Origin of the sequence: Pseudomonas sp. CVAP#3 (genome assembly GCF_018986375.1) — a bacterium.
GTDB classification, from domain to species: domain Bacteria; phylum Pseudomonadota; class Gammaproteobacteria; order Pseudomonadales; family Pseudomonadaceae; genus Aquipseudomonas; species Aquipseudomonas helvetica.
On record NZ_JAHMSC010000007.1, the window covers coordinates 255,510 to 279,324 of the forward strand.

Below are 23,815 nucleotides of genomic sequence, written 5' to 3' on the forward strand. Positions count from 1 at the left end.
TCCTCAGAACAGCCCCAACTGCAAACGCGCCGCCTCGGACATGCGGCTTTGATCCCAGGGCGGGTCCCAGACGATCTCGACTTCGACCTCGCTGACTCCCGGGATAGTCTGGACCTTGGTGCGCGCCTCTTCTTTGAGCACGTCGCCCATTCCGCAACCGGGCGCGGTCATGGACATCTTGATCTCGACTCGCTGGCCGCCGTTGGCGAGCAAGCGGGTTTCACACTGATAGATCAACCCGAGATCGACCACATTGACCGGAATCTCCGGGTCGTAGACGGTGCGCAACATGTCGAACACCTGCTGGATGTCGAACCCGCCCCTGCTCGCCTGGGGCTGCTCCTGCTGCTGAGCATCCAGCCCCAACGCATCGGCGTCAGCGGCGGCAATCCGCGCTAGCCGGCCCCTGGAGATTTGCACCGTGAAGCTGCCACCGAGCGCCTGGGTTACCACCACCCGCTCGCCACGGCCCAGTTGCAGTCGCTCCCCGCCCGGAATCAGGGTCACTGCACAGTCGCGCGTGAGTTCGATCGGTTGCAGGTAGCCCGGTTTATTCGGGTTATCGAAATGGAAGCCGGCGCCATGCAGGTCATACTCGAAATCAACGGACAAGCCATCGGCGCGCCCTGCGCTCGCGGGATCGAGCAACAGCTTGATGCCGTCTGCTTCGGCCGTAATATCACCTTCGGCAGCGCGCTCGAAGAAAAACTCATGCGCGAAGTGCTCGTCGATCCTGAGCCGCACACCGCGCACATGCCCGTCCGCCAGGGCATCGAGCAAGACTTTGCGTGCCGGTTCGCGCAGGTGAATACGGGGGATTGGTAATGTGGCTGTCATGGCTGATTACTCCGTGGTGACCTGCGAGGCGCTGCCTTCGAGGGCGCTACGCAGCGTGTGCCAGGCCAGAGTGGCGCACTTGACCCGCACCGGAAACTCCCAAACGCCTGAAAGCACCGCGAGTTTACCGAGCTCCGCGGGTGTCACCTGGGCGTTTGGCCCTTCGGTGAGCAACGTATGCACCCGGGCAAAAAGTGCCTGCGCCTCCTCAGGTTTTTTCCCCTTCACCGCCAGCGTCATCAGGGATGCCGAGGCCTGGGAGATGGCGCAGCCAACCCCCTGAAAACTGATGTCCTCGATCACCCCGTTCGCCAGCCGGAGATAAATCTTCAACTGATCGCCGCACAGCGGATTGAAACCCTCCGCCGTACAGGTTGCGTCCGCAAGCGGGTGAAAGTTACGCGGCCGCTTGCCGTGGTCGATGATCACGTCCTGGTAGAGGTCGCGCAGTTCGTCGCCACTCATCGGAACACCTCCTGAACTTTGGCCAGCCCCGCCACCAGCGCATCGATATCACGCTCGGTGCTGTAGCAGCCGAGCGACGCGCGAGCGGTGGCGGGCACGCCGAAACGGTTCATCAAGGGCTGTGCGCAGTGGTGCCCGGTGCGAATCGCGATCCCTTCGCGGTCAAGGATAGTGCCGATATCGTGCGGGTGGATGCCCTCGAGGACAAACGAAAGGACCCCAACCTTTTCTGCTGCCGTACCGATCAACCGCAGGCCGGACACTGTCGCCAGCGCCTTCAGTGCGTAGGTCTGCACGACCTGCTCATGAGCCGCAATCGCCTCCGGACCCAGTTCAGCGAGAAAGTCGATCGCCGCACCAAGGCCGATAGCGCCGGCCATGTTCGGGGTCCCCGCTTCAAACTTGTACGGCGGTTTGTTGTAGACGGTTTTCTCGAAGCTGACCGAGAGAATCATGTCGCCGCCGCCCTGATAAGGCGGCATGCTTTCGAGCAACTCGTGACGGCCATAGAGCACGCCGATACCCGTGGGGCCGTACATCTTGTGGCCGGACAAGGCGTAGAAATCGCAGCCCAGCGCTCGCACGTCGACCTTGAGGTGCGGAGCCGCCTGGGCGCCGTCGACCAGCACGCGTACGCCCCGCGCGTGGGCGAGTTCGACAATGCGCCGGATCGGGTTGATGGTACCGAGCACATTTGAGACATGAGTGACGGCGACCAGACGGGTCCGGGGCCCGATCAGCCGTTCCAGCTCATCGAGCAGCAGTTCGCCGGCGTCATTGATCGGTGCCACCCGCAGCCGCGCGCCGGTCTGCTCGCAGAGCATCTGCCACGGCACGATATTCGAATGGTGCTCCATGGCCGTGATCAGCACCTCATCGCCTGTTCGGAGCTGAGTCTTGCCATAGGTTTGCGCCACGAGATTGACCGCTTCGGTCGTGCCGCGGACGAAGACGATCTCTTCGACGGACTCGGCATTGAGGAAACCCTGGACCTTGGCCCGAGCCTTCTCATACTCCTCGGTGGCGCGCACCGAGAGGTAATGCACTCCGCGGTGTACGTTGGCGTTCTCCTTTGAAAAGAAGTGCGACATGGCATCGATGACCGCCTGCGGCTTCTGGCTGGTCGCGGCACTGTCGAGGTAAATCAGCGGCTTGCCGTAGATCGTCTCCGCAAGAATCGGGAACGCCTGGCGCACACGTTCGACGTCATAGCCTGGCGTAAGGTGTAGCGGTTTCGATAGCCCTTGAAGGCGGTTTTCGAGGTCGCTCATGCCAACACCTCCCGTCCCCGCAGTTGCGCGGTGACCAGTCGCTGCACATGCTCGCGAAACGGCTCCAGCTCAATGAGCTCAAGCATCTCGCTGACAAACGCAAAGGTCAGCAGCGACCGCGCTGCCGCCAGCGGAATCCCCCGTGAGCGCAGGTAGAAAATAGCTTGTTCATCCAGTTGACCGACGGCGGCACCGTGAGCGCACTTGACGTCATCGGCGAAAATCTCCAGTCGTGGTTGAGAGTTGACCTGGGCCGACGTCGACAACAACAGATTCTTGTTGGTCTGGCTGGCATCGGTCTTCATTGCTCCTGGGCGTACGATGATCCGTCCGTCAAAGATTCCATGCCCATGCTCATCGATCACGCCTTTATAGCGTTCGCGGCTGGTGCAACGCGGTGCCCGATGCTCGATGGTCGTCTGATTGTCCAGGTGCTGCTGGCCTCGCGGCAGGTACAGACCGTTCAGCACAACCTCCGCACCGGGGCCTTCGAGTACAACGCGCAGCTCCTGCCTTGCCAGTTTCGAACCCAGTGCCAGGGAATGCGCTATGAAGTGACTGCCCTGAGCCTGGCGCACGCTGAGCAGCGCGACGTGGAAGGCCGCCGTGCTCTCGTTCTGCAACGTGTAATGCTCGAGCGTAGCGTCAGCGTCAAGCAGCACCTCGCTGACCGCGTTACTCAGGTAGACCTCTTCCCCGCTGCCGACGTGGCTTTGCACCAGAATCGCCCGGCTCCCTGCCCCCATCTGCACCAGGACACGCGGATGGGTCACCCGTGGCGTGGCGTCTGATGTCGAGAGAAACACCAGATGGATCGGGGTGTCGAGCGTCGTGTGGGCAGGAATCTGCACCAACGCCCCGTCCTCGGCAAACGCCGCATTCAGTGCGGTAAAGGCTTGTGGTTGTGAGCGAAACGCGTGGGCGAACAAGCTTTCGAGCGCTTCGTTGTCAGCGTTCAGCAACGGTGCAAATGCGCACACCTTTACGCCCTGCGGTAGTCCTTCAAGTGCCGACAGATCTGCTGCGAAATAGCCGTTGACGAAGACCATTTGCACGCCGCCGTAGTTGCCGGCGAGTCGTTCGATGTCGACGGCGGACAGGGCCTGACTCACGGCCGATTCGGCCAGCAGGAAAGGAATCTCCAGGATCGGCGCGACTCGCGTGTGCTTCCAGGCTTCGTCCTTGGCCGTCGGAAAACCTTGGTCGGTCACCCACTGGAACGCGGCGCGGCGCAACGCTTGCAGCCAGGCCGGACGCCGGGCGTCAAAATCGGGGGTGAGCTGCGAGAGGAACGCCGCGCTGTTCATGGCCTGGCTCCGGGCGCTGCAGAATCCTGCTCATAGCTCGCATAGCCGTGCTTTTCCAGCTCGATGGCCAGCTCCTTGCCACCGGACTGGACGATCCGCCCGTTGGCCATGACGTGCACGTGATCCGGGACGATGTAGTCGAGCAGTCGTTGATAGTGGGTGATCACCAGCAGCGCGCGATCCTTGCTGCGTAGCGCATTGACGCCAGCTGCGACTGTCCGCAGCGCATCGATGTCGAGGCCCGAGTCAGTCTCGTCGAGGATCGCCAGCCGGGGTTCGAGAATCGCCATCTGGAAAATTTCGTTGCGCTTCTTCTCGCCGCCCGAGAAATCGACGTTGAGCGAGCGGTTCATGAAGCTCTGGTCCATCTCGACCAGCGTCATGCGCTCCTTGGCGAGCTCAAGGAAATCCAGCGCATCGAGCTCTTCGAGCCCGCGCTGCTTGCGCACGGCATTGAGGGCCGTGCGCAGAAAGTAGAGGTTGCCGACGCCGGGGATTTCCACCGGGTACTGGAACGCGAGGAAAATCCCGGCGACCGCCCGCGCTTCCGGCGGCATGGCGAGCAGGTCCTGGCCGTCATACAGCACCTCGCCGCTGACCTCGTAAGTCTCAAGACCCGCGAGGACCTGGGCCAGCGTGCTCTTGCCGGAGCCGTTCGGCCCCATGATCGCGTGCACCTCGCCCGCTTCCACCCGCAGCGTGATGCCCCGCAGGATTTCACGGCCGTCGACGCTGGCGTGCAGATCATTGATTTCGAGCATGCTCCCACCCCGGGCCTCAGCCCACGCAGCCCTCCAGGCTCACGCCCAGCAGTTTCTGGGCTTCTACCGCGAACTCCATCGGCAGCTCCTTGAGCACTTCGCGGCAGAAGCCGTTGACGATCATCGGCACCGCGTCCTCTGCGCTGATGCCGCGTTGCCGGCAGTAAAACAGCTGCTCGTCGCTGATCTTCGACGTCGAGGCCTCATGCTCGACCTGGGCGCTGGGGTTCTTCACGTCGATATAAGGAAACGTGTGCGCGCCACACTCGCTGCCCAGCAGCAGCGAGTCACACTGCGTATGGTTGCGGGCGCCGGTCGCGGCTTTCTGGATTTTCACCAGGCCGCGGTAGGTGTTCTGTCCATGGCCGGCGGAGATTCCCTTGGACAGAATGGTGCTGCGCGTGTGCCGGCCGATGTGGATCATCTTGGTGCCGGTGTCCGCCTGTTGGTGATTGGCCGTCAGGGCGACTGAATAGAACTCGCCGACCGAATAATCGCCCTGGAGAATCACTCCCGGGTATTTCCAGGTGATCGCGGAGCCGGTTTCGACCTGAGTCCAGGATATCTTCGAGTGCGCGCCTGCACATTTGCCGCGTTTGGTGACGAAATTGAAGATACCGCCACGTCCTTCGGTATCGCCGGGGTACCAGTTCTGCACCGTGGCGTACTTGATCTGGGCGTTATCCAGCGCAACCAGCTCGACCACCGCCGCGTGCAGCTGGTTATTGTCGCGCATGGGTGCGGTGCAGCCCTCGAGGTAGCTCACATAGGCGCCCTCCTCTGCGACGATCAGGGTACGCTCGAACTGACCGGTGTCTGCGGCGTTGATGCGAAAGTAGGTCGACAGTTCCATTGGGCAACGCACGCCCTTGGGCACGTAGCAGAAGGAACCGTCGGAAAACACCGCCGAGTTCAGTGTGGCGAAGAAGTTGTCGCTGTAGGGCACCACCGAACCGAGGTACTTGCGCACCAGCTCCGGATGGTTTTGCACGGCTTCGGAGAAGGAGCAGAAGATCACCCCGACTTCGGCGAGTTTGTGCTTGAAGGTGGTCGCGACCGAGACCGAGTCGACTACAGCATCCACCGCAACGCCGGTCAGGCGCCCCTGCTCGGCGAGCGAGATGCCGAGTTTTCCAAACATCTCGCGCAGCTCCGGATCGACCTCATCAAGACTATTGGGGCCCGGTGTTTTCGGCTTGGGCGCCGAGTAATAGATGATGTCCTGGTAGTCGATGGGCGCGTAATGGACGTTCTGCCAGGTAGGCTCGCGCATTGTCAGCCAGTGGCGATACGCCTTCAGGCGCCAGTCGAGCAGCCACTGCGGCTCGTTCTTCTTCGTCGAGATCAGGCGGATGAGGTCTTCGTTGAGCCCGCGCGGGGCCGCGTCGCTCTCAAAATCAGAGACAAAGCCGTACTTGTAGGCCCGGTTGCTGAGTTCGCGGATACTCACATTGTCAGTGCTCATCGCGGATGCCTCCTGCTGTTGGCAGGATGATGTGATCGTTTAACTATACTCCTTCCCTGTTCCTTACGACCCGAGCGCATCCCTGGCGTTCAAACATCCGACGATTGCCGTAACAGGATGTCGTTACCGTCCACCCGGACCTCGAACTGTTCGACCTGGTAAGCCGGTTCTGTGAGGCATTCGCCGCTGGTCACGTCGAACTCGTAGGCGTGGACCGGGCAAATCACCACGTTGTCGCACAGGATTCCGTCCCCCAGCGAACCGTCTTCGTGCGGGCAGGTGTTGTGGATGGCGAAGTACTGGCCATCGACATTGAACAGCGCGACGGGCGTGCCCCCAAGGTTCACGGTTATGCCGTTACCCGGTTCGATATCCCCCACGCAGGCGACCTTGACGAACTCACTCATAGTGCCACTCCCTCTTGAGTCTCATTTTAGCTGCTGGATCTGCTGGTGATTCGTCGGGATCCGCTCACCAGGACGTGCGCCCGGCAGCAGTAGGCTAAGCTTTCAGCAGCTCATTGCTCACGATGCTCGCGCCTGCAGGTTTTGGGTTTTTCTGAAGAGCGTCTGCAACAGCTATTTCAGACAGGCCCAAACCATTCACGCAGGACTGACGTGATGACCGAGCCCCTTCTCAGCTTCGAAGAACTGAAACTCGCCGCTAGCGCAGGCGATATCGATACCGTGCTGGTCTGCATGGTCGATATGCAGGGGCGACTGGTCGGCAAGCGATTCCAGGTCGAGTTTTTCATCGACAGCGGCCATGAAGAAACCCACTGCTGCAATTACCTGCTGGCCGACGACATCGACATGGAGCCGGTGCCGGGTTATGCCGCCGCCAGTTGGAGCAAAGGTTATGGCGATTTTGTACTGAAACCCGACATGGCCACCTTGCGTCGTGTGCCGTGGCTGGAGTGCACGGCGCTGGTGCTCTGCGACGTGCTCGACCATCACCATCGGCGGGACTTGCCGCACAGCCCGCGGGCAATCCTGAAAAAGCAGATCGAGCGACTCCGTGAGCGCGGCTACAGCGGCATGTTCGCCTCTGAACTGGAGTTCTATCTGTTTGACGAGAGTTACGAGGCCATCCACGAGCGCAACTACCACAAGCCGAAAACCGCCGGCCACTACATCGAGGATTACAACATCCTCCAGACCACCCGTGAGGAGCCGGTGCTGCGGGCAATTCGCAAACACCTGCAGGCGTCCGGCATTCCCGTGGAAAACTCCAAGGGTGAATGGGGCCCGGGCCAGGAAGAAATCAACATCCGTTACGCCGATGCCCTGACCATGGCCGACCAGCACGTCATCATCAAGCACGCCTGCAAAGAGATCGCGCAGATGCAGGGCAAGGCGATCACGTTCATGGCCAAGTGGCGCTATGACGCCGCCGGGTCCAGCAGCCATATCCACAACTCGTTGTGGGACAAGACTGCCAAGAAGCCGCTGTTCTTCGACCCCAAGGCCGAGTTTGGCATGTCGACGCTGATGCGTGCCTGGGTGGCCGGGCAGCTCAAATACGCCAACGACATCACCTGTTTTCTCGCGCCTTACATCAATTCGTACAAGCGCTTCCAGGCCGGCACTTTCGCGCCGACCCGGGCGATCTGGAGTCGGGACAATCGCACCGCTGGCTTTCGTTTGTGCGCCGAAGGCAGCAAATCCATTCGTATCGAATGTCGTATCGGCGGCGCCGACCTCAACCCTTATCTGGCCTTCGCCGCGTTGATCGCCGCAGGCCTGGCCGGTATCGACGAGCAGCTCAGCCTGGCGCCACCCTTTGAAGGCGATGCCTACCTCGACGAACACTTGCCGGAAGTCTCGAAGACCCTGCGCGAAGCCTGCGCCGCGCTCAAGGCCTCGAACATGTTGCGCGAGGCCTTCGGTGACGAAGTGGTCGACCACTATGTGCACACCGCCGAATGGGAGCAGAAAGAGTACGACCGACGGATAACCGACTGGGAACTGCAGCGCGGCTTTGAGCGCTATTGAGCAATCCATTATCGAGGCAGCCATGACGTCGATGATTCAACTCATCTCCCCGGTCGATGGCCGGGTCTACGCCGAACGCCACTGCGCCGATGCGGCGCAGATCGAGCAAGCTCTGACGGCTGCCGCAGCCGCCCAGGCGTCATGGAAGCGCCGGCCACTGAGTGAACGCGCCGCTTTATGCGGTGCTGCCGTGGACGCGATGCTGGCCATGAAAGACGAAATAGTCCCGGAACTGGCCTGGCAAATAGGCCGCCCGGTACGCTTTGGTGCCGGCGAGCTGCGCGGTTTCGAAGAACGCGCCCGGCACATGATCGCCATTGCACCTGAAGCCTTGGCAGGGGTCGAACCTGCGCCTGTCGCGGGGTTTCGACGCCAGATCAAACGCGAGCCGCTGGGCACGGTGCTGGTTATCGCGCCGTGGAATTACCCCTACCTGACGGCGGTGAATACGATCATCCCGGCGCTGATGGCCGGCAACAGCGTGATCCTCAAACACGCCTCGCAAACGCTGCTGGTCGGCGAACGTTTCGCCGAAGCCTTTCGCCGCGCCAACCTGCCTGAAGGGCTGTTCCAGAACCTGCTGCTCAATCACACCTATACCGCGGCGATCATTGCCTCGGGACGGGTGCAGCAAGTGAACTTCACCGGTTCGGTCGAAGCCGGCAAAGCCATCGAAATCGCCGCCACCGGGCTCTTCCTCGGCATCGGGCTGGAGCTCGGTGGCAAAGACCCGGCCTACGTCCGGGCAGACGCCAACCTAGAGCATGCCGTGGAAAACCTGGTGGACGGCAGCTTCTTCAACTCCGGGCAAAGCTGCTGCGCCGTTGAGCGTATCTATGTCGATCAAAAAATTTACCCGGTGTTTGTCGAGCGCTTTGCCGCCCTGACCCGCCAATACGTGCTGGGCAACCCGCTGGACGAAGCCACCACCCTCGGCCCGTTGGTCAATCCGGGGGCTGCCGAGTTCGTGCGCGGGCAAATCGCCGAAGCGCTGGCAAAAGGTGCCAAAGCACTGATCGATCCAAAGGCCTTTGCGGCGGACGTGCCAGGCAGCGCCTACCTCGCGCCGCAGGTACTGGTCGACGTCAGCCATCAAATGTCGGTGATGCGCGAGGAAAGCTTTGGTCCGGTAGTCGGCATCATGCCGGTTGCCAGCGACGACGAAGCCATCGCCTTGATGAACGACAGCGAATTCGGGCTCAGCGCTTCCATCTGGACCACCGACCTCGGCGCCGCCGAACGTATCGGCAACGAGATCGCCACCGGCACCGTATTCATGAACCGCTGCGATTACCTGGACCCGGCCCTGGCCTGGACCGGGGTAAAAAACAGCGGGCGCGGCGTATCGCTGTCGCGCATCGGTTACGAACACCTGACCCGAGCCAAATCCTTCCATCTGCGCCATGAGATCTGAGCCATGAGCCTGACCGCGAACTGGAACTACCCCACGAGCATCCACTTCGGTATTGGCCGCATCGCCGAGCTGGCCGACACCTGCCGCAGCCAAGGTATCCAGCGACCGTTGCTGGTCACCGACAGTGGCCTGGCACGCGCACCGATCACCACGGCGGCGCTGGAATCCTTGCGCGCCGCTGGCCTCGGCGTGGCGCTGTTTTGCGACCTCAAGCCGAATCCGGTCGAGGCCAACCTGGCGGGTGGACTCGAGGCCTGGCGCGCCGGCAAGCACGATGGCGTGGTCGCCTTTGGCGGTGGCAGCGGGCTGGATATGGGCAAGCTGATCGCCTTCATGAGCGGCCAGACCCGGCCGGTGTGGGATTTCGAAGACATCGGCGACTACTGGACCCGCGCCGATGAAAGCAGCATCGCCCCGATCATTGCGGTGCCGACCACAGCGGGTACGGGATCCGAGGTCGGCCGTGCGGCGGTGATCATCGACGAGCGTACGCACACCAAACGGATCATCTTCCATCCGAAAATGATGCCGCGGGTGGTCATCAGCGACCCGGCGCTCACCGTCGGCATGCCGGCAAAGGTCACCGCCGGCACCGGCATGGATGCCTTTGCGCATTGCCTGGAGTCGTACTGCGCCCCCGGTTTTCACCCCATGGCCGAAGGGATTGCGGTTGAAGGCATGCGCCTGGTGGCCAACGCCCTGGTGCGGGCAGTACGCACACCCTCTGATCTGGAGGCGCGCGCGGAAATGCTCGCGGCCGCCGCGATGGGCGCCACTGCCTTCCAGAAAGGTCTGGGCGGGATGCACGCACTCGCACATCCGGTGGGCGCCCTGTACGACACCCATCACGGCATGACCAACGCCACGTTCATGCCCTATGTGTTGAAATTCAATCGCCCGGCCATCGAGGAACGCATCACCCGCCTGGCGGCATATCTGCGTCTGCCGACCCCAGGCTTCGACAGCTTTCTGGCCTTCGTCCTCAAGTTGCGCAAGGACATCGGCGTGCCGCATACGCTGTTTGAGCTGGGAGTGGATGATCGGCAGGTCGATCTGATCGCCGACATGGCGATTGTCGACCCCTGCGCTGGTGGCAACCCGCTGCCCTTGACACGCAATGGCGCGGCGGAGATTTTCGAAGCGGCGTATCACGGCCGGCTCTAGAGGCGGCGTCTGGTCATGGTAGAGAGGTAAACGCGCATCAAAACTGACGAACGGCGTAGAACAGCACTATAGGCTGCGCACCATGGATTAATCTGTAGGTATGGGTAATCTCACCTATGGACGGTGGCTGAAATGTTTGATGCTCCCAAGCCACAACAGAACCATCTGCTGGCGGCCCTGCCCGCGCAATCGCTGGAGCGCTTGCTGCCCTACCTCGAGCCGATCACCCTGCCGCTCGGCAAGGTGCTCTACGAGTCCGGGGATGCCCTGCGACACGTCTACTTCCCCACCGACTCCATCGTGTCCTTGCTATACGTGATGGAAAACGGCGCCTCGGCGGAAATTTCAGTGGTCGGCAATGAAGGCTTGATCGGTATCGCCGTCTTCATGGGTGGCGAAAGCACACCAAGCCGGGCGATTGTCCAGAGCGCCGGGCATGCTTTCCGGTTACCCGGCCAGCGACTCAAGGATGAGTTCAACCGCCACGGAGAGATGCTCCTGCTGATGTTGCGCTACACCCAGGCGTTGATCACGCAGATGGCCCAGACTGCGGTGTGCAACCGCCACCACTCGATTGATCAACAATTGTGCCGCTGGTTGCTGCTGTCCCTTGATCGCCTGCAAGACAATCAACTGATCATGACCCAGGAGTTGATCGCCAACATGCTCGGCGTACGTCGTGAAGGCGTGACCGATGCCGCCGGCAAGCTGCAACGCCTGGGCGTTATCGAGTACAGCCGTGGCCACATCAAGGTGCTGGACAGGGCCGCGCTCGAGCAACTGAGCTGCGAGTGCTACGCGGTGGTCAGAAAAGAAACCGAGCGCCTGCTGCCTTACGTTCCGCTAAAGCCGACCCGCTGACTGCCAGTGCCTGCGTGTTCTAGCGAACAGACTGGCCTGCCGGAGTCACCCACACTTAAAGCATGAGACGGCCCCGGCACCTGTCCCGCCCATCCAGGACCCACTGTGCCACAGGATCTGCGCATGCCAATTACGTCTGGGCGCCCCATAGAAAACCGGCTACTCCAGGGGCTGTCGAAGACTGACTACGGCCGGCTGGAGGCACAGTGCGATAACGTCGAACTGGCCTTTGGCACCGTCCTGTGCGAGCCGGGTCATCCGATCCTGCATGTGTATTTCCCGCAAACAGCGCTCATCGCTGAAGTGGTGACGTTGTACCGCCACCCTCCTCTGCACATGATCCTGATCGGCAATGAAGGGATGCTTGGAGCGACGCTTGCTCTGGGGGTCAATACCGCCCCTATGCGCGCCGTGGTGCAAGGCGCCGGCACGTGCCTGAGGATGAGAGGCTTGCAGCTGCAGGTCGCGCTGCGCGAGAGCCCGTTATTGTTGCGCAGGCTCAATCAGTACCTGTACGTGCAGATGATGCAGCTCGCTCAAACCGCCGCCTGCACCCATTTTCACGAGATCGAGCCACGCCTGGCGCGCTGGTTGCTGATGACCCACGATCGCGCGCACGCCAATCACTTTCATCTGACCCACATGTCCCTCGCGGACATGCTCGGGGTTCGGCGCAGTGGCGTGACATTGGCCGCTGGCACGCTGCAACAGCGTGGATTGATCCGTTACACCCGTGGTGAAGTCACGATTCTTGACCGCAAGGGATTGGAAGCGGCGTCATGCGAGTGCTATAGCGACACCCACTCGCCTGCGCTATGACACGGCTATCGTGCCAAGGGAAAGGTCGCCGTGAACGTGGTACCGCCTTCTATCGAGGAGGTCACCCGTACATCGCCGTGATGCGCCCTGACAATCTCTCTCACAATGAACAGACCGAGCCCGACACTGCGCAGTTTTGCGTTATCGTGACTGCCGCGAATCATCGGTTCGAACACGTTGTCGAGCAATTTTGAAGGTATCGGCGTGCCAAGGTTGTGCACGACAATAATCACCTGGTCCTCGAAGCACGAAGACACCGTGACCTCACCCTCAGCCGTGCCATAGGCAATCGCGTTGGTCACCAGATTGCCAATAAGCTGGTAGATCCGGTCACTGTCGGCGATGAAATGACCTTGGCCGACACAACGATGGGTCAGCGTGTGCTCAGGGAACACCAGACTCAGCTCGTCCAGGCATTCGCCCACCAATATGTGCAAATCAACCGGTTTGAGGGAAACCGCAATGTTTCGTCCGACTTGCCTCAGGGTGAAGTCCAGCAGGTCCGCCACCAGACGTTGCGCGCGCTCTGCAGCGTGCGTTATGTGGCCGAGTATTTGTGCTTGTTTAGGAGGCAAGTCACGGCAACCGAGCAATTGCGAAGCCATTTTTATCGCCGCCAACGGATTGCGCAGGTCGTGACTGACAATCCCGATCAACTGTTCGGCGAACAGCGCCCGCTCTTCTGCCGCGGCGTAGTTGCTCCATAACGCATCCCGTGCAACGTCCATTGCGTATTGGGCCTTGAGGTTCATCGCCAGGTACCGCTCGGCAAGCATGCGGGCAGCGAGAGGCCGGTCATCTGTCTTGAACAGCCTCACCTCATGAAACGTGCCGTGGTACGCAATACTCGGCTGCACGCTATTCACTCCAGTGCAAGTTCAGCGTTTCGATGGATTTACCACCGACTGAAATGGTGTGGCGCTCTTCATGACCATTCAAACTGGCGATGACCAGGTATTTGTTGGCCGGCAATTGCGCGTACACGATGGGCCCCACCTGACTCAGCGACAACAGGGGGCTACCTTTTTCGCTCTGGATCACCACGTCGACATTGCTGACGTACTGATTGGCAGGTCCGGTTGAAAAGGTCATGTGAAGGTTGTAGCCCTGGGTCTGGAGCAAGGCCTTTGACTCATCCAGGCCGATGCCTCCCGTCAGATAGCGGATGCCATTCTGCTCCTGCGGCTCCAACTGCACGGCCGACATGTCAACCGGTTCTGCGGTGGCTGCATGCAACACCACGGGAGACAAACCGAGCAATAGGGCCAGGGTGAGTCTTGAAAGCGTCAGTGAATGGTTGAACAAAATAAGGGTTTTCATATTTTCTCCGGTCAATAACCAGCAGTAATCTGCCTGGCACTCAGCGTGCGCGTAGTCGCCAGATGGGGTCTGTGCGCTAGTGCACGGAGGTGTGCGTGTCTTATTAACGGGTGTCAGATTCTCCCTAATAAAAGCAACACAACCAGGACAATAACGACCACGCCTAATAAACCGCTCGGCGCATAGCCCCAGCTTCGGCTGTGCGGCCATGTCGGAATAGCGCCAACCAGCAGCAAAATCAGCAGGATCAACAGTATGGTTCCCAAGCTCATGGCTTTTCTCCTTGAGTCTGCAAGTAGGTGGATGTTGTGCAGGCAGTGAGACCTTGATCTGCGCGTTGCAGGCTACTAACTTGACGCAAGTACCCGGTGCCGTCTGTACGGCAACACACATATCGTCAGTGTTTGATTGATCAGCGGCGCGGTCGTTGTTATTGCGTTTGTGCAAGGTTTTTTGCGTTATATAGATTGCCCAGTGTGTGATGGCGTACAGAACGTTGCGACGATCAGGCACAGAATAAAAATAACCACAGAGCAGCCTTCGCTGCAGCAGGTAAAACCATGAACACAATGACCGAGTCCGCCCTGGTACAGCGTATTAATGCACAGTGCCATCCCTTGATGCGCTACCTCCACAAGTTAAGTGGAGTACGCTATTTGGCCGCCTATGACGCAGCCGGCAGTTATGAACTGAACCCTATAAACGGTCACGCAAAACATGCGACCGACAGCGAGTTAGCCAATACGGAAGTCTGGGAGAGACTGCCTTAGGCAGCCTCTCTAACCCGGATGTACGTTGTCGAATTTATCGTTTGATCAGCGAAATCTTGGTGCCTTCAATGCTGACGCCCGCCATCAGGCCTTGCTGGTCAAAGACAAACGCATAAGCATCATCTTTCAATGTCGAGCTCGACAGATTTTTCGCAACGCCTTGGTCAACCAGGACGACAGTCGGCCCTACGCCAACTTCCCAGCCCTTGGTCTCACGTACATACTTGACCGCTTTGTCAGTCATCAAGAACACGGCATAAGCATAGGACTGAGCCCCCGCCTGCAAGCCCCATGAACCGGTCACGCTGTTGTAGTAATTGTCTACTTTTGAACCGCTGAACATGACCCCCTCACCATAACTGCCACCAAATACCAGACCCGCCTTGATAACTTTAGGGAATACGAGCACGGCCTTGGCAGTGCGCGACATGGTCTCGGCCACCGGATTAGCTTTGTAGAGCATTTGCAAGGCATGCCGCGAATCCTGTTCCAGGTCCGCGGCCGTTGCGGCGCTTGCGGTGTTGAGCAAACCTGTTGAAGCCAGTGACAGGGTTGTGAGGGCGATAAACAGAAGTGAGCGTAATGAAGTTGTCATGGTTGTACTCCAATGCCAGCGATACACACGATGCGGCAAGCTGATAATCAGCAGGATGGGTAGCCGCGACTGTCCATTAGAGTGTAGTAGCGACCTGGCCATGTCTGTTCGGTGGCGCACACTGCCAGCCGCTGTAAGGCTTCAATCGTGGCGCAGCCACTCGATGAGGCAAGCTTCACCCCGAATGGGGGGAACGACTGAGGAAGGATCAACGCAGGCTCGGCAGCTGCTACGACGGTTACGCCAGCCTTCATCTGTGTTAGTCGAGGGCTACACGGTCTTGCGATAATGCGGACTGACACAAATTGATCGTTCCCACGCTCTGCGTGGGAATGCAGCCGGGGACGCTCTGCGTCCCATCAAAAGCCGAACGCGGAGCGTCCGTTGAGGCATTCCCACGCGGAGCATGGGAACGATCAGGTTAAGCCTCGGTAGCGGCTGGCTTATACAGTGGATACAGCTGTTCATCGAACTGCGACAAGCGCGGGAATTCCAGCGGTTGTTCATCGTCAAGGTGCTCCAGCCGCAGGCGATAATCTTCCAGAAACGCCTGGCGCGCCTCATCGCTGATGTAAGGCACATGCCAGGCCACGAACGGTTCCAGCACCTCGAACCCGACGTAGGCCAGCGTGCCGCGCAAGATCGGCCGCAACATGTCCTGCAATGGGCCGTGAATCGCATCCTCGCCAAACATATGCTCACGTCCGCCCAACGTTACGCTTACCAGAGCCTTCTTGCCGCTCAACCCGCCCTGATCGTAAAAGCGCTTGCCGCCGTAGCAGACACCGGACACCAGCACCCGGTCGATCCAGCCCTTGAGCATGGCCGGGGCGGAGAACCAGAAGATCGGGAAGTTGAGGATCAGCAAGTCCGCCCACAGCAGCTTGTCGAGTTCAGACTGGATATCCGCCGCCAGCGACTGGCTCTTCACGCCCAGACGTTGCTCCAGCGCATAGACCAGATACTGGGGGTTTTCCCGCGACGAAAAGTCATTGCTGCTTGCCACCGGGTTCCAATTCATCGCGTACAGGTCACTGACCTGGACCTCATGTCCTTGGGCTTCAAGGGTCGCGACAGCCTCGTCACGCAGCGCAGCGGTAAACGATTTCGGCTCCGGATGGGCGTGGACGATCAGTACTTTCATGGCAATTCCTTGGACGTTTGCACGCTGTGTATTTGAAGACGGTAATGGGTATGTGGAGTCATTAACGATCACACCTGAATCGCCTTCACTTCGACGAACTCATTGAGCCCTTCTTCCCCCCATTCGCGGCCATTGCCTGATTGTTTGTAACCACCGAACGGCGCCTGATAATTGAACGCCGCACCATTGAGAAAACACTGGCCTGCACGCAATTGCCGGGCAAGTTGCAAGGCGCGTTCAGCGCCGCCGGCCCAGACACCGCTGGACAGGCCAAACGGTGAATCATTGGCGATCTGAATCGCCTGCGCCTCGTTGGTGTAGGGAATCAGGCACAGCACCGGGCCGAAGATTTCTTCCTGAGCGATGCGCATCCGGTTGTCGACATCGGCGAACAGCGTCGGGCTGACGTAGTAACCACGCTCGAACGCCTGCGCCGTGTCGCCGCCACACACCAGCCGCGCACCTTCCTGCTGGCCGACCTGAATGTAGTCGCGCACGGTGCGGCGCTGGGCCGCCGAACACATCGGGCCGAGGAAGCTGTGCGGGTCGAGCGGATCGCCCATGCGCAAACTCAAGGTTTCTGCCCGCGCCAGTTCCACCGCCTCGGCGTAACGACTGGCCGGCAGCAACATGCGGGTCAACGCGGTGCAGGTCTGTCCAGAGTTGATCATCACGTCCTGCACGCCGTAGCGCACGGCGGCGGCCAGATCCGCGTCCTCGGCAATCAGCAGCGGCGACTTGCCGCCCAGTTCCAGGCAAACGCGTTTCACCGACGGTGCCGCCGCTTGCGCCACCCGTACTCCGGCGCCGGTGGAACCGGTGAACGACAGCATGTCCACGTCCGGGTGTTTGGCCAGTGCTTCGCCGACCTTTGAACCCGGCCCGCTGACCAGGTTGAACACGCCGGCCGGCAAGCCGATGGCCTCGATCATTTGCGCCAGCAAAAACGCGTGCAGCGGGGTTTCCTGACTCGGCTTGACCACCACCGTGCAACCGGCGGCCAGCGCCGGTGCGAGCTTGCCGATCAGTTGATGCAGCGGGTAGTTCCATGGATTGATGAAGGCGCAGACGCCTACCGGTTCGCGAATCACCAGTGAATTGCCGACCTCGCGCACTTCGTCCATCAAGCCGGCGAGTTCGACGTATTGCTCCAGCCCGATGATTGGCCCATCCACCTGAACCGAACGGCACCATTGCACCGGCATTCCCAGTTCGGCGGTGATCACCGCCGCCATCTCGTCGGCCCGTGCGCGCAACTGCTCGGCAAGTGCCCGGATGTAGCCGGCGCGTACGCTGGACGGAGTCCGCGACCAAGTACTGAAAGCCCGTCGTGCCGCGGCCACGGCGTTCTCGACATCACGCTCATCACCCAGCGGCACCGAACCTGCCACTTCCTCAGTGGCCGGGTTGATCACCTCGGCGATGCCCTGCCCCGACGGCATTTGCCAGCGGCCATCAATAAACAGCGCGGTGTAGTTATGCATAGAGTTGGGCCTCCATCAGTTCACTGGCGCACCGGGCAATCCGCTGGCAGGCATCGCGCAACGGTTCTGCCCCCACCACCAGCCCCAAACGAATATGCCCGGCAGCACTTGGGCCGAACGCTTCACCGGCCAACACCGACACACCATGCCGGTCGAGCAGACGATCGGCGAACGCTTGGGCGCTGAGCCCGGTTTCGCGAATGTCGACCATCACGAACATCCCCCCATCGGGCTTCAACGGCCGCACACCGGGGCAATCGGCGAGGGATTCACAGACCAGGTCGCGGCGCTGGCGATAGGCGTCGCGCATGGCGGCCAACTCCGGCAAGTTGCTTTCCAGCGCCACGATGGCGGCGTCCTGAACGAAGTCCGGCGAGCCGTAAAGCATGCACAGCGCGAGGTTTTCCAGATGCGCCGCGAGGGATGGCGGCGCCACCACCCAGCCGACGCGCCAGCCGGTCATGGCGTGGGATTTCGACAGGCTATTGAGCGTCGCGGTGCGTTCGGCCATGCCCGGCAAACTGGCCGGGCTGACGTGTTCGCCCTCGAACAGCAGCTCGCTGTAGACCTCATCGGAAATCAGCCACAGGTCATGGGCGATGCACAGTTCGGCCAGCGCCTGCCAGGTGGTTCGCGGCAGGCTGGCGCCCGACGGGTTGTGCGGGCTGTTCAGCGCCAGCGCCCGGGTACGTGGGGTGATGCGTGCAGCGACGTCTTCGGGCAGCACCCGAAAGCCGTTCTCGGAACGCACCGGCACCGGAATCACCACCGCACCGCAAGCACCGAACACCGCTTCATACGTGACGTACATCGGCTCGGCGACAATCACTTCATCGCCTGGGTTGAGCACGCACTGGGCGACGCTGAACAGCGCACATTGCGCCCCGGCCAGCACCGTGACCTGATCGGCCGAAACCGGTTGGCCGCTGCGTTGCTGGTGACGCTTGGCAATGCTTTCACGCAACGCACGCTTGCCACGCACTTCGGCGTAGTGAGTGTTGCCGGATAACAGGCTATCGATAGCTGCCTGCACGATCGGCACCGGTGTATCGAAATCCGGGTCGCCTACCGACAGCAGCAGAATGTCTTCGCCCTGTTCTTGCAGCGCCAGTGCGCGGTAATGAATATCCCAGGCGGCGGCGCCGTCACCGGCAATACGTTGAGTCAGATCGGAAAAGCGCATGGTTCCATCCCCTTTAAAAAGCCCCGAAACAATGTTTGGAAGTCAGTGCGCGCACGCATGCTTGAGTTCGATCAGGGTCACGCCGTTGCGTTTGAAGCCGTGGCGCAAATCGGTTTGCAGCTCAGCCAGACTCTGCGGCTGGCTCACGCTGCAGCCGAACGCCCGGCCCAGGGCGGCGAAGTCCGGGTTGCGCGGCAGTACGCCAATCGGCTCGATATCCAGCCCGAGCATGTCGTCGCGAATCTGCCCGAGTGCGTCGTTGTTCCACAGCAACACCACCAGCGGGCTGTCCAGTTCCTCGACAGCGGTCGCCAGTTCCTGCGCGGTGTAGAGAAAGCCGCCATCGCCAACCAGCACCAATCCGGGCCGCTGCGGCGCGCCGAACTTGGCACCGATGCCCGCCGGCAAGCCATAGCCCAAGGTGCCGTAGCCGGTCGGATGCAACCAACTGCGCGGCGCCAGGCTGTTGAAGGCGTAGTTGCCGGTATAGGCCAATTGGGTCATGTCGGTGCTGATGAACGCGTTGTCCGGCAGCTCGGCGGCGATACGCTCAAGAATTGCCTGATGAATCGACTGCAACGGACCGTGGCCGGCCTTCACTGCTGCGCGCAATGCAGCGACTGCGGCAATCGGCGCACTGGCATCGCGGGTGTCGGGCGACAGGCGCTCCAGCAACGCCGCCAGGGTTTGTTGCGCATCGCCGTGCAACGCCACCGCGCACGGATAGAAATCGTTGAACTTGCGCGGGTCGATGTCCACACGCAGCAGTTCGGCCTTCAGCGGCAGGCGCTCGCGCCAGAAATCGGTGTCGGCCATTTCGGTACCGACCGCCAGCACCACGTCGGCTTCGGCGATCAGTTGCCAACCCGGCTCTATGCACAGGGTCGAGCCGGCATTCAGCGGTGCATCCGGCGGCATCAAGCCTTTGCCGGCGACGCTGGTAAAAAACGGTGCCGCCAGCCGGGTGCTGAGACTCTGAAGTTCCTGCGCCGCGTTCAGCGCGCCGCCACCGGCAATGATCATCGGACGCTTGGCCGCCTGCAACTTGGCCACGGCTTGATCCAGCGCAGTCACTGCCGGTACGCCGCGCCCGGGGCGACGCACCACTTCATGGCTCCAGTCGCGAGTGACCTGTGCCGACAGCACATCCAGCGGCACAGAGATGTGTACCGGGCGCGGCCGTTCGCTGTCGAACACCGCATAGGCACGGGCGATCAGTTCGGGCAGGTCCTCGGTGCTCAGCGCCACCGCCGAGAACGCGGTGATCGGCGCGGTCATGGCGCGCTGATCCTGGGTTTCGTGCAGACAACCCCAGCCCTTGCCGAGGCTGGCGGTGTGGTTGACGCTGGAAATCACCAGCATCGGAATCGAGTCGGCATAAGCCTGACCGATGCCGGTCGCGGCATTGGTCACGCCGGGGCCGGTGATGATGAAGCACACGCCGGGTTTGCCGCTGACCCGCGCATAACCGTCGGCCATGAAACTGGCGCCTTGCTCATGGCGGGTCAACACGTGGCGAATGCCGCTGCCGGGCAGGCCGCGATACAGCTCCAGGGTGTGTACCCCGGGAATCCCGAATACGGTGTCGACGCCGTAGTTGGCCAGCAGACGTACCAGGGCCTGGCCGCCGGTCAAAGTTGTGGTTTGCATGTTCATATCCTCACTTGTGGCCGAGGCGAATCAACGCATCGACCGCCGTCGTGCCGTGGGCACCGACCAACAATGGGTTCACATCGAGTTCCAGCAACTGCCCGGCGTTCTCGCAGGCGTAATCGGCCACGGCACGAATCGCCGCCACCAATGCGTCCAGATCTGCCGCTTCACGACCGCGAAAGCCTTGCAGCAACGCGGCACTGCGCAGGCTCAACAACGCTCTGCGAATCGCACCATCGGTGGTCGGCAGCAGCAGGCTGCGGCTGTCCTTGAGCAACTCCACCAGAATCCCGCCGGCACCGATCACCAAGGCCAGGCCAAAGTCGTTTTCACGTTTGATGCCGACGATCAGTTCGGCCAATGGCTTGGTTGCCATGGGCTCCAGCAGCACCTGATCGAACGGTACATCCGGCGCGTAATCAGCAACGCTCGCGCGCATCTTTTCCAGCGCTGCACTCAGGGCCACGCCATCCTTGAGGTTCAGTGCCACGGCGCCGGCTTCGGTTTTGTGCGGCAATTGCGCGCTAACCGCCTTCAGCACCAAGGGATAACCCAGCACATTGGCGTCATTCAGCGCTTGGTCCGGGGTGCTCAACACGCCGTTTGGCGTCGGTAAGCCGAAGGCCTGGAGGGCCTGTTTGGAGTCCCATTCGTTGAGCAAATGGCCTTCACCGTCCAGCGCTTGCGGACACAGCGGCACCAGCGCCGATTCGCCGAGCGCGAGCAGTGCCTGGCGATTGCGTTGATAGCCAGCGATTCGGCCCCATGCGGCCAGCCCGTCTTCCACACCTTGCAACGCCGCCACACCTTGAGCGTGCAAGCGCTCGCGAGCACTGGCCGGCAGCAGTTCGGGAAAGGCCGAAGTGACGAAACCGGTCTTGCCGTGACGGACCAACGCCTGGCAGTACAGCTCCAGCAACAGGTCACACTCTTTGCGCTCACCAGTGAACTCCGCCGGGTAATCCAGCACCAGCATCGCCGCATCGGCTTCAGTGCGCAGGGCACTGTCGAGCATGCGGTTCAAGGCCTCGCCATCGCCCCAGATTGCGGTGGTGAAATCCAGCGGATTGACCAGGTTGGCGTAGCTCGGCAGCACTTCGGCCAACTCGCTGCGCTGACTTTCATCAAGCTTGGGCAGGCTCAGGTCGTTGCGTTCGGCGTAGTCGGCAATCAGCCCGGCATCGCCGCCCGAACAGGCCAGCGCAATCAGGCTATTGCCCGCCGGCAGCTTGCCGCACGCCGCGGCCTTGAGGGTTTCGACGAAACTCACCGGACCGCTGACGCGAATCACCCCAAGCCGCGCAAACAGGCTGTCGTACAGCGCATCGGAGCCCGAGAGCGAGCTGGTGTGACTGAGGGCCAGTTCGGCACCGATCTGCGACACGCCGGTTTTCAAGGCGATGATCGGAATGCCCTTCTCCAGCGCCTTGTGCGCCGCCCGAGCGAAACCGGGAACATTTTTCAGGCCTTCCAGGTGCAAGCCAATGGCGGTGACCCGAGGCTCGTCGAGCAACACGTCCATCAATTCGGCGATACCGAGTTGCGCCTGATTGCCGACCGAAGCCATGTAGGCCACCGGCAGCGAACGGTCGCTCATCGACAGGTTGTAAGCGAAGTTGCCGCTCTGGGTCAGCACCGCAACGCCCTGCTCCACCGGTTTGCCGCCATGGGCCACCGGCCACAACGCCGAGCTGTGCAGATAATCCAGCAAGCCGTAGCAGTTAGGCCCGAGCAAAGCCATGTTGCCGGCGACCTTGAGCAGCTGTTGTTGCAATGCCTGACCTTCAGCACCGGTCTCGGCAAAACCGGAGGCGTAGCAAATCACTCCGCCCGCGCCTTTGGCGGCCAGTTCGGCGACGCAGGTCAGGGTCAGCTCACGGTTGGTCGCGACAAACACCGCGTCCGGGCCGCACGGCAGCTCGGCGATGCTGCGCACGCACGGCACGCCTTCAAGGCTTTCATGTTGCGGGTTGACCAGCCACAGTTGCCCAAGGTAGCCACCTTCAGCGCAACGCTTAAGGGCCCGAGCCATGCTGCGGCCACCGACAAACGCCAGATGGCGCGGCGCGAGCAGGCGTTTGAGGTTGTCACGAATCGTCTGGGACATGGGTATTCTCCGGGGCGATCAGCGCAACAGCGGCCGCAGCAGTTCGCGGGAAATGATGTGGCGCTGGATTTCCGAAGTGCCCTCCCAGATCCGCTCGATCCGCGCGTTACGCCAGATGCGCTCCACCGGTCCTTCATCCATCAGGCCCATGCCGCCAAAAATCTGCACTGCTTCATCAGCCGCCCGACCGAGCACCTCACTGGCGAACAGCTTGGCCATTCCGGCCTCGCCATCGGTCATCGTGCCTTGATCCATCTTCCACGCGGTGTGCAAGGTCAGCAGTTCAGCAGCGCGGATCTGCGTCGCCATGTCGGCCAACTTGAATGACACGCCCTGATAGCTGCCGATCGGCTGGCCGAACTGCTTGCGATCCGCCGCCCATTGCAGCGACACGTCGAGTGCGCGCTGAGCCTGGCCCACGCAGTTGGCGGCGACCATCACCCGCCCGGCCGTCAGCCAGGCGTTGGCGACTTCCCAACCTTTGCCGACTTCGCCAAGCACTTTGGAGGCGGGTACACGGCAGTCGTCGAAGAACATTTCGAAGGTGTGGTAACCGCGGTTGCTCACGCACTTGGGTCCGCGGCGAATGGTCATGCCCGGGGTATCGCGATCCACCAGGAACGAGGTCACGGCGTTGCGCTTGCGGCCGTTGTGTTCGTAGGTGTCGGTGACCGCGAAAACGATGGCGAAATCAGCGTGTCCGGCGTGGCTGATGAAGTGCTTGCTGCCGTTCAGCACGAAGTCATCACCATCACGTACCGCGCGGGTCTTGATCGCGTTGGCATCGGAACCGGCACCCGGCTCGGTCAGCGCGAAGCAGTCGATCTTCTCGCCCTGAATGCACGGCAACAGGTAGTCGTTGATTTGCTGGCCGGTGCAGGCCATGAGGATTTTCGACGGCCGAGCGACAAATACATGCAGCGCCCAGGAAACCTTGGACAGCTCCCGCTCGATCAGCGCCTGCGACAGGTAATCGAGACCGCCGCCACCGACTTCTTCAGGCATGTTGAAGGCATAAAAACCCGCCGCAATCGCCTTGCCGCGAATCTGTGCGGCCAGCTCCGGGGAGACTTCGTCGGAGCGATCGACCGCTTCTTCATGGGGCAACAATTCCTTGGCGACAAAGCTGCGGACCGCGTCCACCAACATTTCTTGTTCTTGGGTCAGTTGGAAATTCATGGTGTTACCTGTTGTTCGTTCA

At 61.2% G+C, this 23,815-nt stretch carries 22 protein-coding genes; 5 read left to right on the top strand and 17 right to left on the bottom strand.

Going from position 1 to position 23,815, the window contains the following annotated elements:
* Positions 1-3: 3 nt before the first annotated feature.
* The 7 genes from sufT to KRR23_RS14980 form a co-directional block, all read right to left on the bottom strand.
* Positions 4-837: a putative Fe-S cluster assembly protein SufT gene (sufT, locus tag KRR23_RS14950; protein ID WP_216743124.1), complete on the bottom strand. Its 834-nt coding sequence runs from the start codon at positions 835-837 to the stop codon at positions 4-6.
* Between the two features lie 6 nt (positions 838-843).
* Complete coding sequence (sufU, locus tag KRR23_RS14955) at positions 844-1,302, bottom strand: Fe-S cluster assembly sulfur transfer protein SufU (protein WP_216743125.1); 459 nt, start codon at positions 1,300-1,302, stop codon at positions 844-846.
* On the bottom strand, positions 1,299-2,573 hold the full coding sequence (locus KRR23_RS14960) for a cysteine desulfurase (protein WP_253912103.1): 1,275 nt from the start codon (positions 2,571-2,573) through the stop codon (positions 1,299-1,301). Before KRR23_RS14960 ends, sufU begins: the two co-directional genes overlap by 4 nt.
* On the bottom strand, positions 2,570-3,880 hold the full coding sequence (gene sufD / locus KRR23_RS14965; protein WP_216743126.1) for a Fe-S cluster assembly protein SufD: 1,311 nt from the start codon (positions 3,878-3,880) through the stop codon (positions 2,570-2,572). Before sufD ends, KRR23_RS14960 begins: the two co-directional genes overlap by 4 nt.
* On the bottom strand, positions 3,877-4,641 hold the full coding sequence (sufC, locus tag KRR23_RS14970; RefSeq protein WP_216743127.1) for a Fe-S cluster assembly ATPase SufC: 765 nt from the start codon (positions 4,639-4,641) through the stop codon (positions 3,877-3,879). The genes sufD and sufC overlap by 4 nt, the downstream gene beginning before the upstream one ends.
* Before the next feature lie 16 nt (positions 4,642-4,657).
* Entirely contained in the window at positions 4,658-6,106 is a 1,449-nt protein-coding gene (sufB, locus tag KRR23_RS14975; RefSeq protein ID WP_216743128.1) for a Fe-S cluster assembly protein SufB, read from the bottom strand.
* Between the two features lie 89 nt (positions 6,107-6,195).
* Positions 6,196-6,513, bottom strand: a complete 318-nt coding sequence (locus tag KRR23_RS14980) for a non-heme iron oxygenase ferredoxin subunit (RefSeq protein WP_216743129.1) — start codon at positions 6,511-6,513, stop codon at positions 6,196-6,198.
* Between the two features lie 213 nt (positions 6,514-6,726).
* Between KRR23_RS14980 and KRR23_RS14985 the strand changes: the two genes are divergently transcribed.
* The 5 genes from KRR23_RS14985 to KRR23_RS15005 all read left to right on the top strand — a co-directional run bounded on the left by KRR23_RS14985 (position 6,727) and on the right by KRR23_RS15005 (position 12,358).
* Positions 6,727-8,100 (top strand): glutamine synthetase family protein, encoded by a 1,374-nt coding sequence (locus tag KRR23_RS14985; protein ID WP_216743130.1) that lies wholly within the window; start codon positions 6,727-6,729, stop codon positions 8,098-8,100.
* Positions 8,101-8,122: 22 nt separating this feature from the next.
* On the top strand, positions 8,123-9,514 hold the full coding sequence (locus tag KRR23_RS14990) for an aldehyde dehydrogenase family protein (protein WP_216743131.1): 1,392 nt from the start codon (positions 8,123-8,125) through the stop codon (positions 9,512-9,514).
* 3 nt (positions 9,515-9,517) lie between these two features.
* A complete protein-coding gene (locus tag KRR23_RS14995) occupies positions 9,518-10,678 on the top strand; it encodes an iron-containing alcohol dehydrogenase (RefSeq protein ID WP_216743132.1) in 1,161 nt (386 codons plus the stop codon).
* 132 nt (positions 10,679-10,810) lie between these two features.
* On the top strand, positions 10,811-11,539 hold the full coding sequence (locus KRR23_RS15000) for a Crp/Fnr family transcriptional regulator (RefSeq protein WP_216743133.1): 729 nt from the start codon (positions 10,811-10,813) through the stop codon (positions 11,537-11,539).
* A 123-nt stretch (positions 11,540-11,662) separates the two neighbouring features.
* Entirely contained in the window at positions 11,663-12,358 is a 696-nt protein-coding gene (locus KRR23_RS15005; RefSeq protein WP_216743134.1) for a Crp/Fnr family transcriptional regulator, read from the top strand.
* 5 nt (positions 12,359-12,363) lie between these two features.
* Here the strand turns inward: KRR23_RS15005 and KRR23_RS15010 are convergent, their stop codons facing one another.
* The 10 genes from KRR23_RS15010 to KRR23_RS15055 form a co-directional block, all read right to left on the bottom strand.
* Positions 12,364-13,215 (bottom strand): sensor histidine kinase, encoded by an 852-nt coding sequence (locus KRR23_RS15010; RefSeq protein ID WP_367880652.1) that lies wholly within the window; start codon positions 13,213-13,215, stop codon positions 12,364-12,366.
* A 1-nt stretch (position 13,216) separates the two neighbouring features.
* The gene (locus tag KRR23_RS15015; RefSeq protein WP_216743135.1) at positions 13,217-13,678 is read right to left on the bottom strand and encodes a carboxypeptidase regulatory-like domain-containing protein; all 462 of its coding nucleotides are present in this window, start codon (positions 13,676-13,678) and stop codon (positions 13,217-13,219) included.
* Between the two features lie 113 nt (positions 13,679-13,791).
* Positions 13,792-13,944, bottom strand: a complete 153-nt coding sequence (locus KRR23_RS15020) for a DUF3309 family protein (protein WP_216743177.1) — start codon at positions 13,942-13,944, stop codon at positions 13,792-13,794.
* A 538-nt stretch (positions 13,945-14,482) separates the two neighbouring features.
* The gene (locus KRR23_RS15025; protein WP_216743136.1) at positions 14,483-15,043 is read right to left on the bottom strand and encodes a YSC84-related protein; all 561 of its coding nucleotides are present in this window, start codon (positions 15,041-15,043) and stop codon (positions 14,483-14,485) included.
* 421 nt (positions 15,044-15,464) lie between these two features.
* A complete protein-coding gene (locus tag KRR23_RS15030; protein WP_216743137.1) occupies positions 15,465-16,187 on the bottom strand; it encodes an NAD(P)H-dependent oxidoreductase in 723 nt (240 codons plus the stop codon).
* 68 nt (positions 16,188-16,255) lie between these two features.
* Entirely contained in the window at positions 16,256-17,671 is a 1,416-nt protein-coding gene (locus tag KRR23_RS15035; protein ID WP_216743138.1) for an aldehyde dehydrogenase family protein, read from the bottom strand.
* Positions 17,664-18,854 carry a pyridoxal phosphate-dependent aminotransferase gene (locus KRR23_RS15040; RefSeq protein WP_216743139.1) on the bottom strand — a complete coding sequence of 397 codons (1,191 nt, stop codon included), beginning with the start codon at positions 18,852-18,854 and terminating at the stop codon, positions 17,664-17,666. Before KRR23_RS15040 ends, KRR23_RS15035 begins: the two co-directional genes overlap by 8 nt.
* Positions 18,855-18,896: 42 nt before the next feature.
* The gene (locus KRR23_RS15045; RefSeq protein ID WP_216743140.1) at positions 18,897-20,504 is read right to left on the bottom strand and encodes a 5-guanidino-2-oxopentanoate decarboxylase; all 1,608 of its coding nucleotides are present in this window, start codon (positions 20,502-20,504) and stop codon (positions 18,897-18,899) included.
* Positions 20,505-20,514: 10 nt separating this feature from the next.
* Positions 20,515-22,614 carry an acetate--CoA ligase family protein gene (locus KRR23_RS15050; protein WP_216743141.1) on the bottom strand — a complete coding sequence of 700 codons (2,100 nt, stop codon included), beginning with the start codon at positions 22,612-22,614 and terminating at the stop codon, positions 20,515-20,517.
* Between the two features lie 18 nt (positions 22,615-22,632).
* Entirely contained in the window at positions 22,633-23,793 is a 1,161-nt protein-coding gene (locus KRR23_RS15055; RefSeq protein ID WP_216743142.1) for an acyl-CoA dehydrogenase family protein, read from the bottom strand.
* Between the last annotated feature and the right edge of the window lie 22 nt (positions 23,794-23,815).

Bases quoted from the DNA above. Each gene is read 5' to 3' on its own strand.
- sufT (WP_216743124.1), bottom strand. From the start codon at position 837: ATGACAGCCACATTACCAATCCCCCGTATTCACCTGCGCGAACCGGCA.
- sufU (WP_216743125.1), bottom strand. From the start codon at position 1,302: ATGAGTGGCGACGAACTGCGCGACCTCTACCAGGACGTGATCATCGAC.
- KRR23_RS14960 (WP_253912103.1), bottom strand. From the start codon at position 2,573: ATGAGCGACCTCGAAAACCGCCTTCAAGGGCTATCGAAACCGCTACAC.
- sufD (WP_216743126.1), bottom strand. From the start codon at position 3,880: ATGAACAGCGCGGCGTTCCTCTCGCAGCTCACCCCCGATTTTGACGCC.
- sufC (WP_216743127.1), bottom strand. From the start codon at position 4,641: ATGCTCGAAATCAATGATCTGCACGCCAGCGTCGACGGCCGTGAAATC.
- sufB (WP_216743128.1), bottom strand. From the start codon at position 6,106: ATGAGCACTGACAATGTGAGTATCCGCGAACTCAGCAACCGGGCCTAC.
- KRR23_RS14980 (WP_216743129.1), bottom strand. From the start codon at position 6,513: ATGAGTGAGTTCGTCAAGGTCGCCTGCGTGGGGGATATCGAACCGGGT.
- KRR23_RS14985 (WP_216743130.1), top strand. From the start codon at position 6,727: ATGACCGAGCCCCTTCTCAGCTTCGAAGAACTGAAACTCGCCGCTAGC.
- KRR23_RS14990 (WP_216743131.1), top strand. From the start codon at position 8,123: ATGACGTCGATGATTCAACTCATCTCCCCGGTCGATGGCCGGGTCTAC.
- KRR23_RS14995 (WP_216743132.1), top strand. From the start codon at position 9,518: ATGAGCCTGACCGCGAACTGGAACTACCCCACGAGCATCCACTTCGGT.
- KRR23_RS15000 (WP_216743133.1), top strand. From the start codon at position 10,811: ATGTTTGATGCTCCCAAGCCACAACAGAACCATCTGCTGGCGGCCCTG.
- KRR23_RS15005 (WP_216743134.1), top strand. From the start codon at position 11,663: ATGCCAATTACGTCTGGGCGCCCCATAGAAAACCGGCTACTCCAGGGG.
- KRR23_RS15015 (WP_216743135.1), bottom strand. From the start codon at position 13,678: ATGAAAACCCTTATTTTGTTCAACCATTCACTGACGCTTTCAAGACTC.
- KRR23_RS15025 (WP_216743136.1), bottom strand. From the start codon at position 15,043: ATGACAACTTCATTACGCTCACTTCTGTTTATCGCCCTCACAACCCTG.
- KRR23_RS15030 (WP_216743137.1), bottom strand. From the start codon at position 16,187: ATGAAAGTACTGATCGTCCACGCCCATCCGGAGCCGAAATCGTTTACC.
- KRR23_RS15035 (WP_216743138.1), bottom strand. From the start codon at position 17,671: ATGCATAACTACACCGCGCTGTTTATTGATGGCCGCTGGCAAATGCCG.
- KRR23_RS15040 (WP_216743139.1), bottom strand. From the start codon at position 18,854: ATGCGCTTTTCCGATCTGACTCAACGTATTGCCGGTGACGGCGCCGCC.
- KRR23_RS15045 (WP_216743140.1), bottom strand. From the start codon at position 20,504: ATGCAAACCACAACTTTGACCGGCGGCCAGGCCCTGGTACGTCTGCTG.
- KRR23_RS15050 (WP_216743141.1), bottom strand. From the start codon at position 22,614: ATGTCCCAGACGATTCGTGACAACCTCAAACGCCTGCTCGCGCCGCGC.
- KRR23_RS15055 (WP_216743142.1), bottom strand. From the start codon at position 23,793: ATGAATTTCCAACTGACCCAAGAACAAGAAATGTTGGTGGACGCGGTC.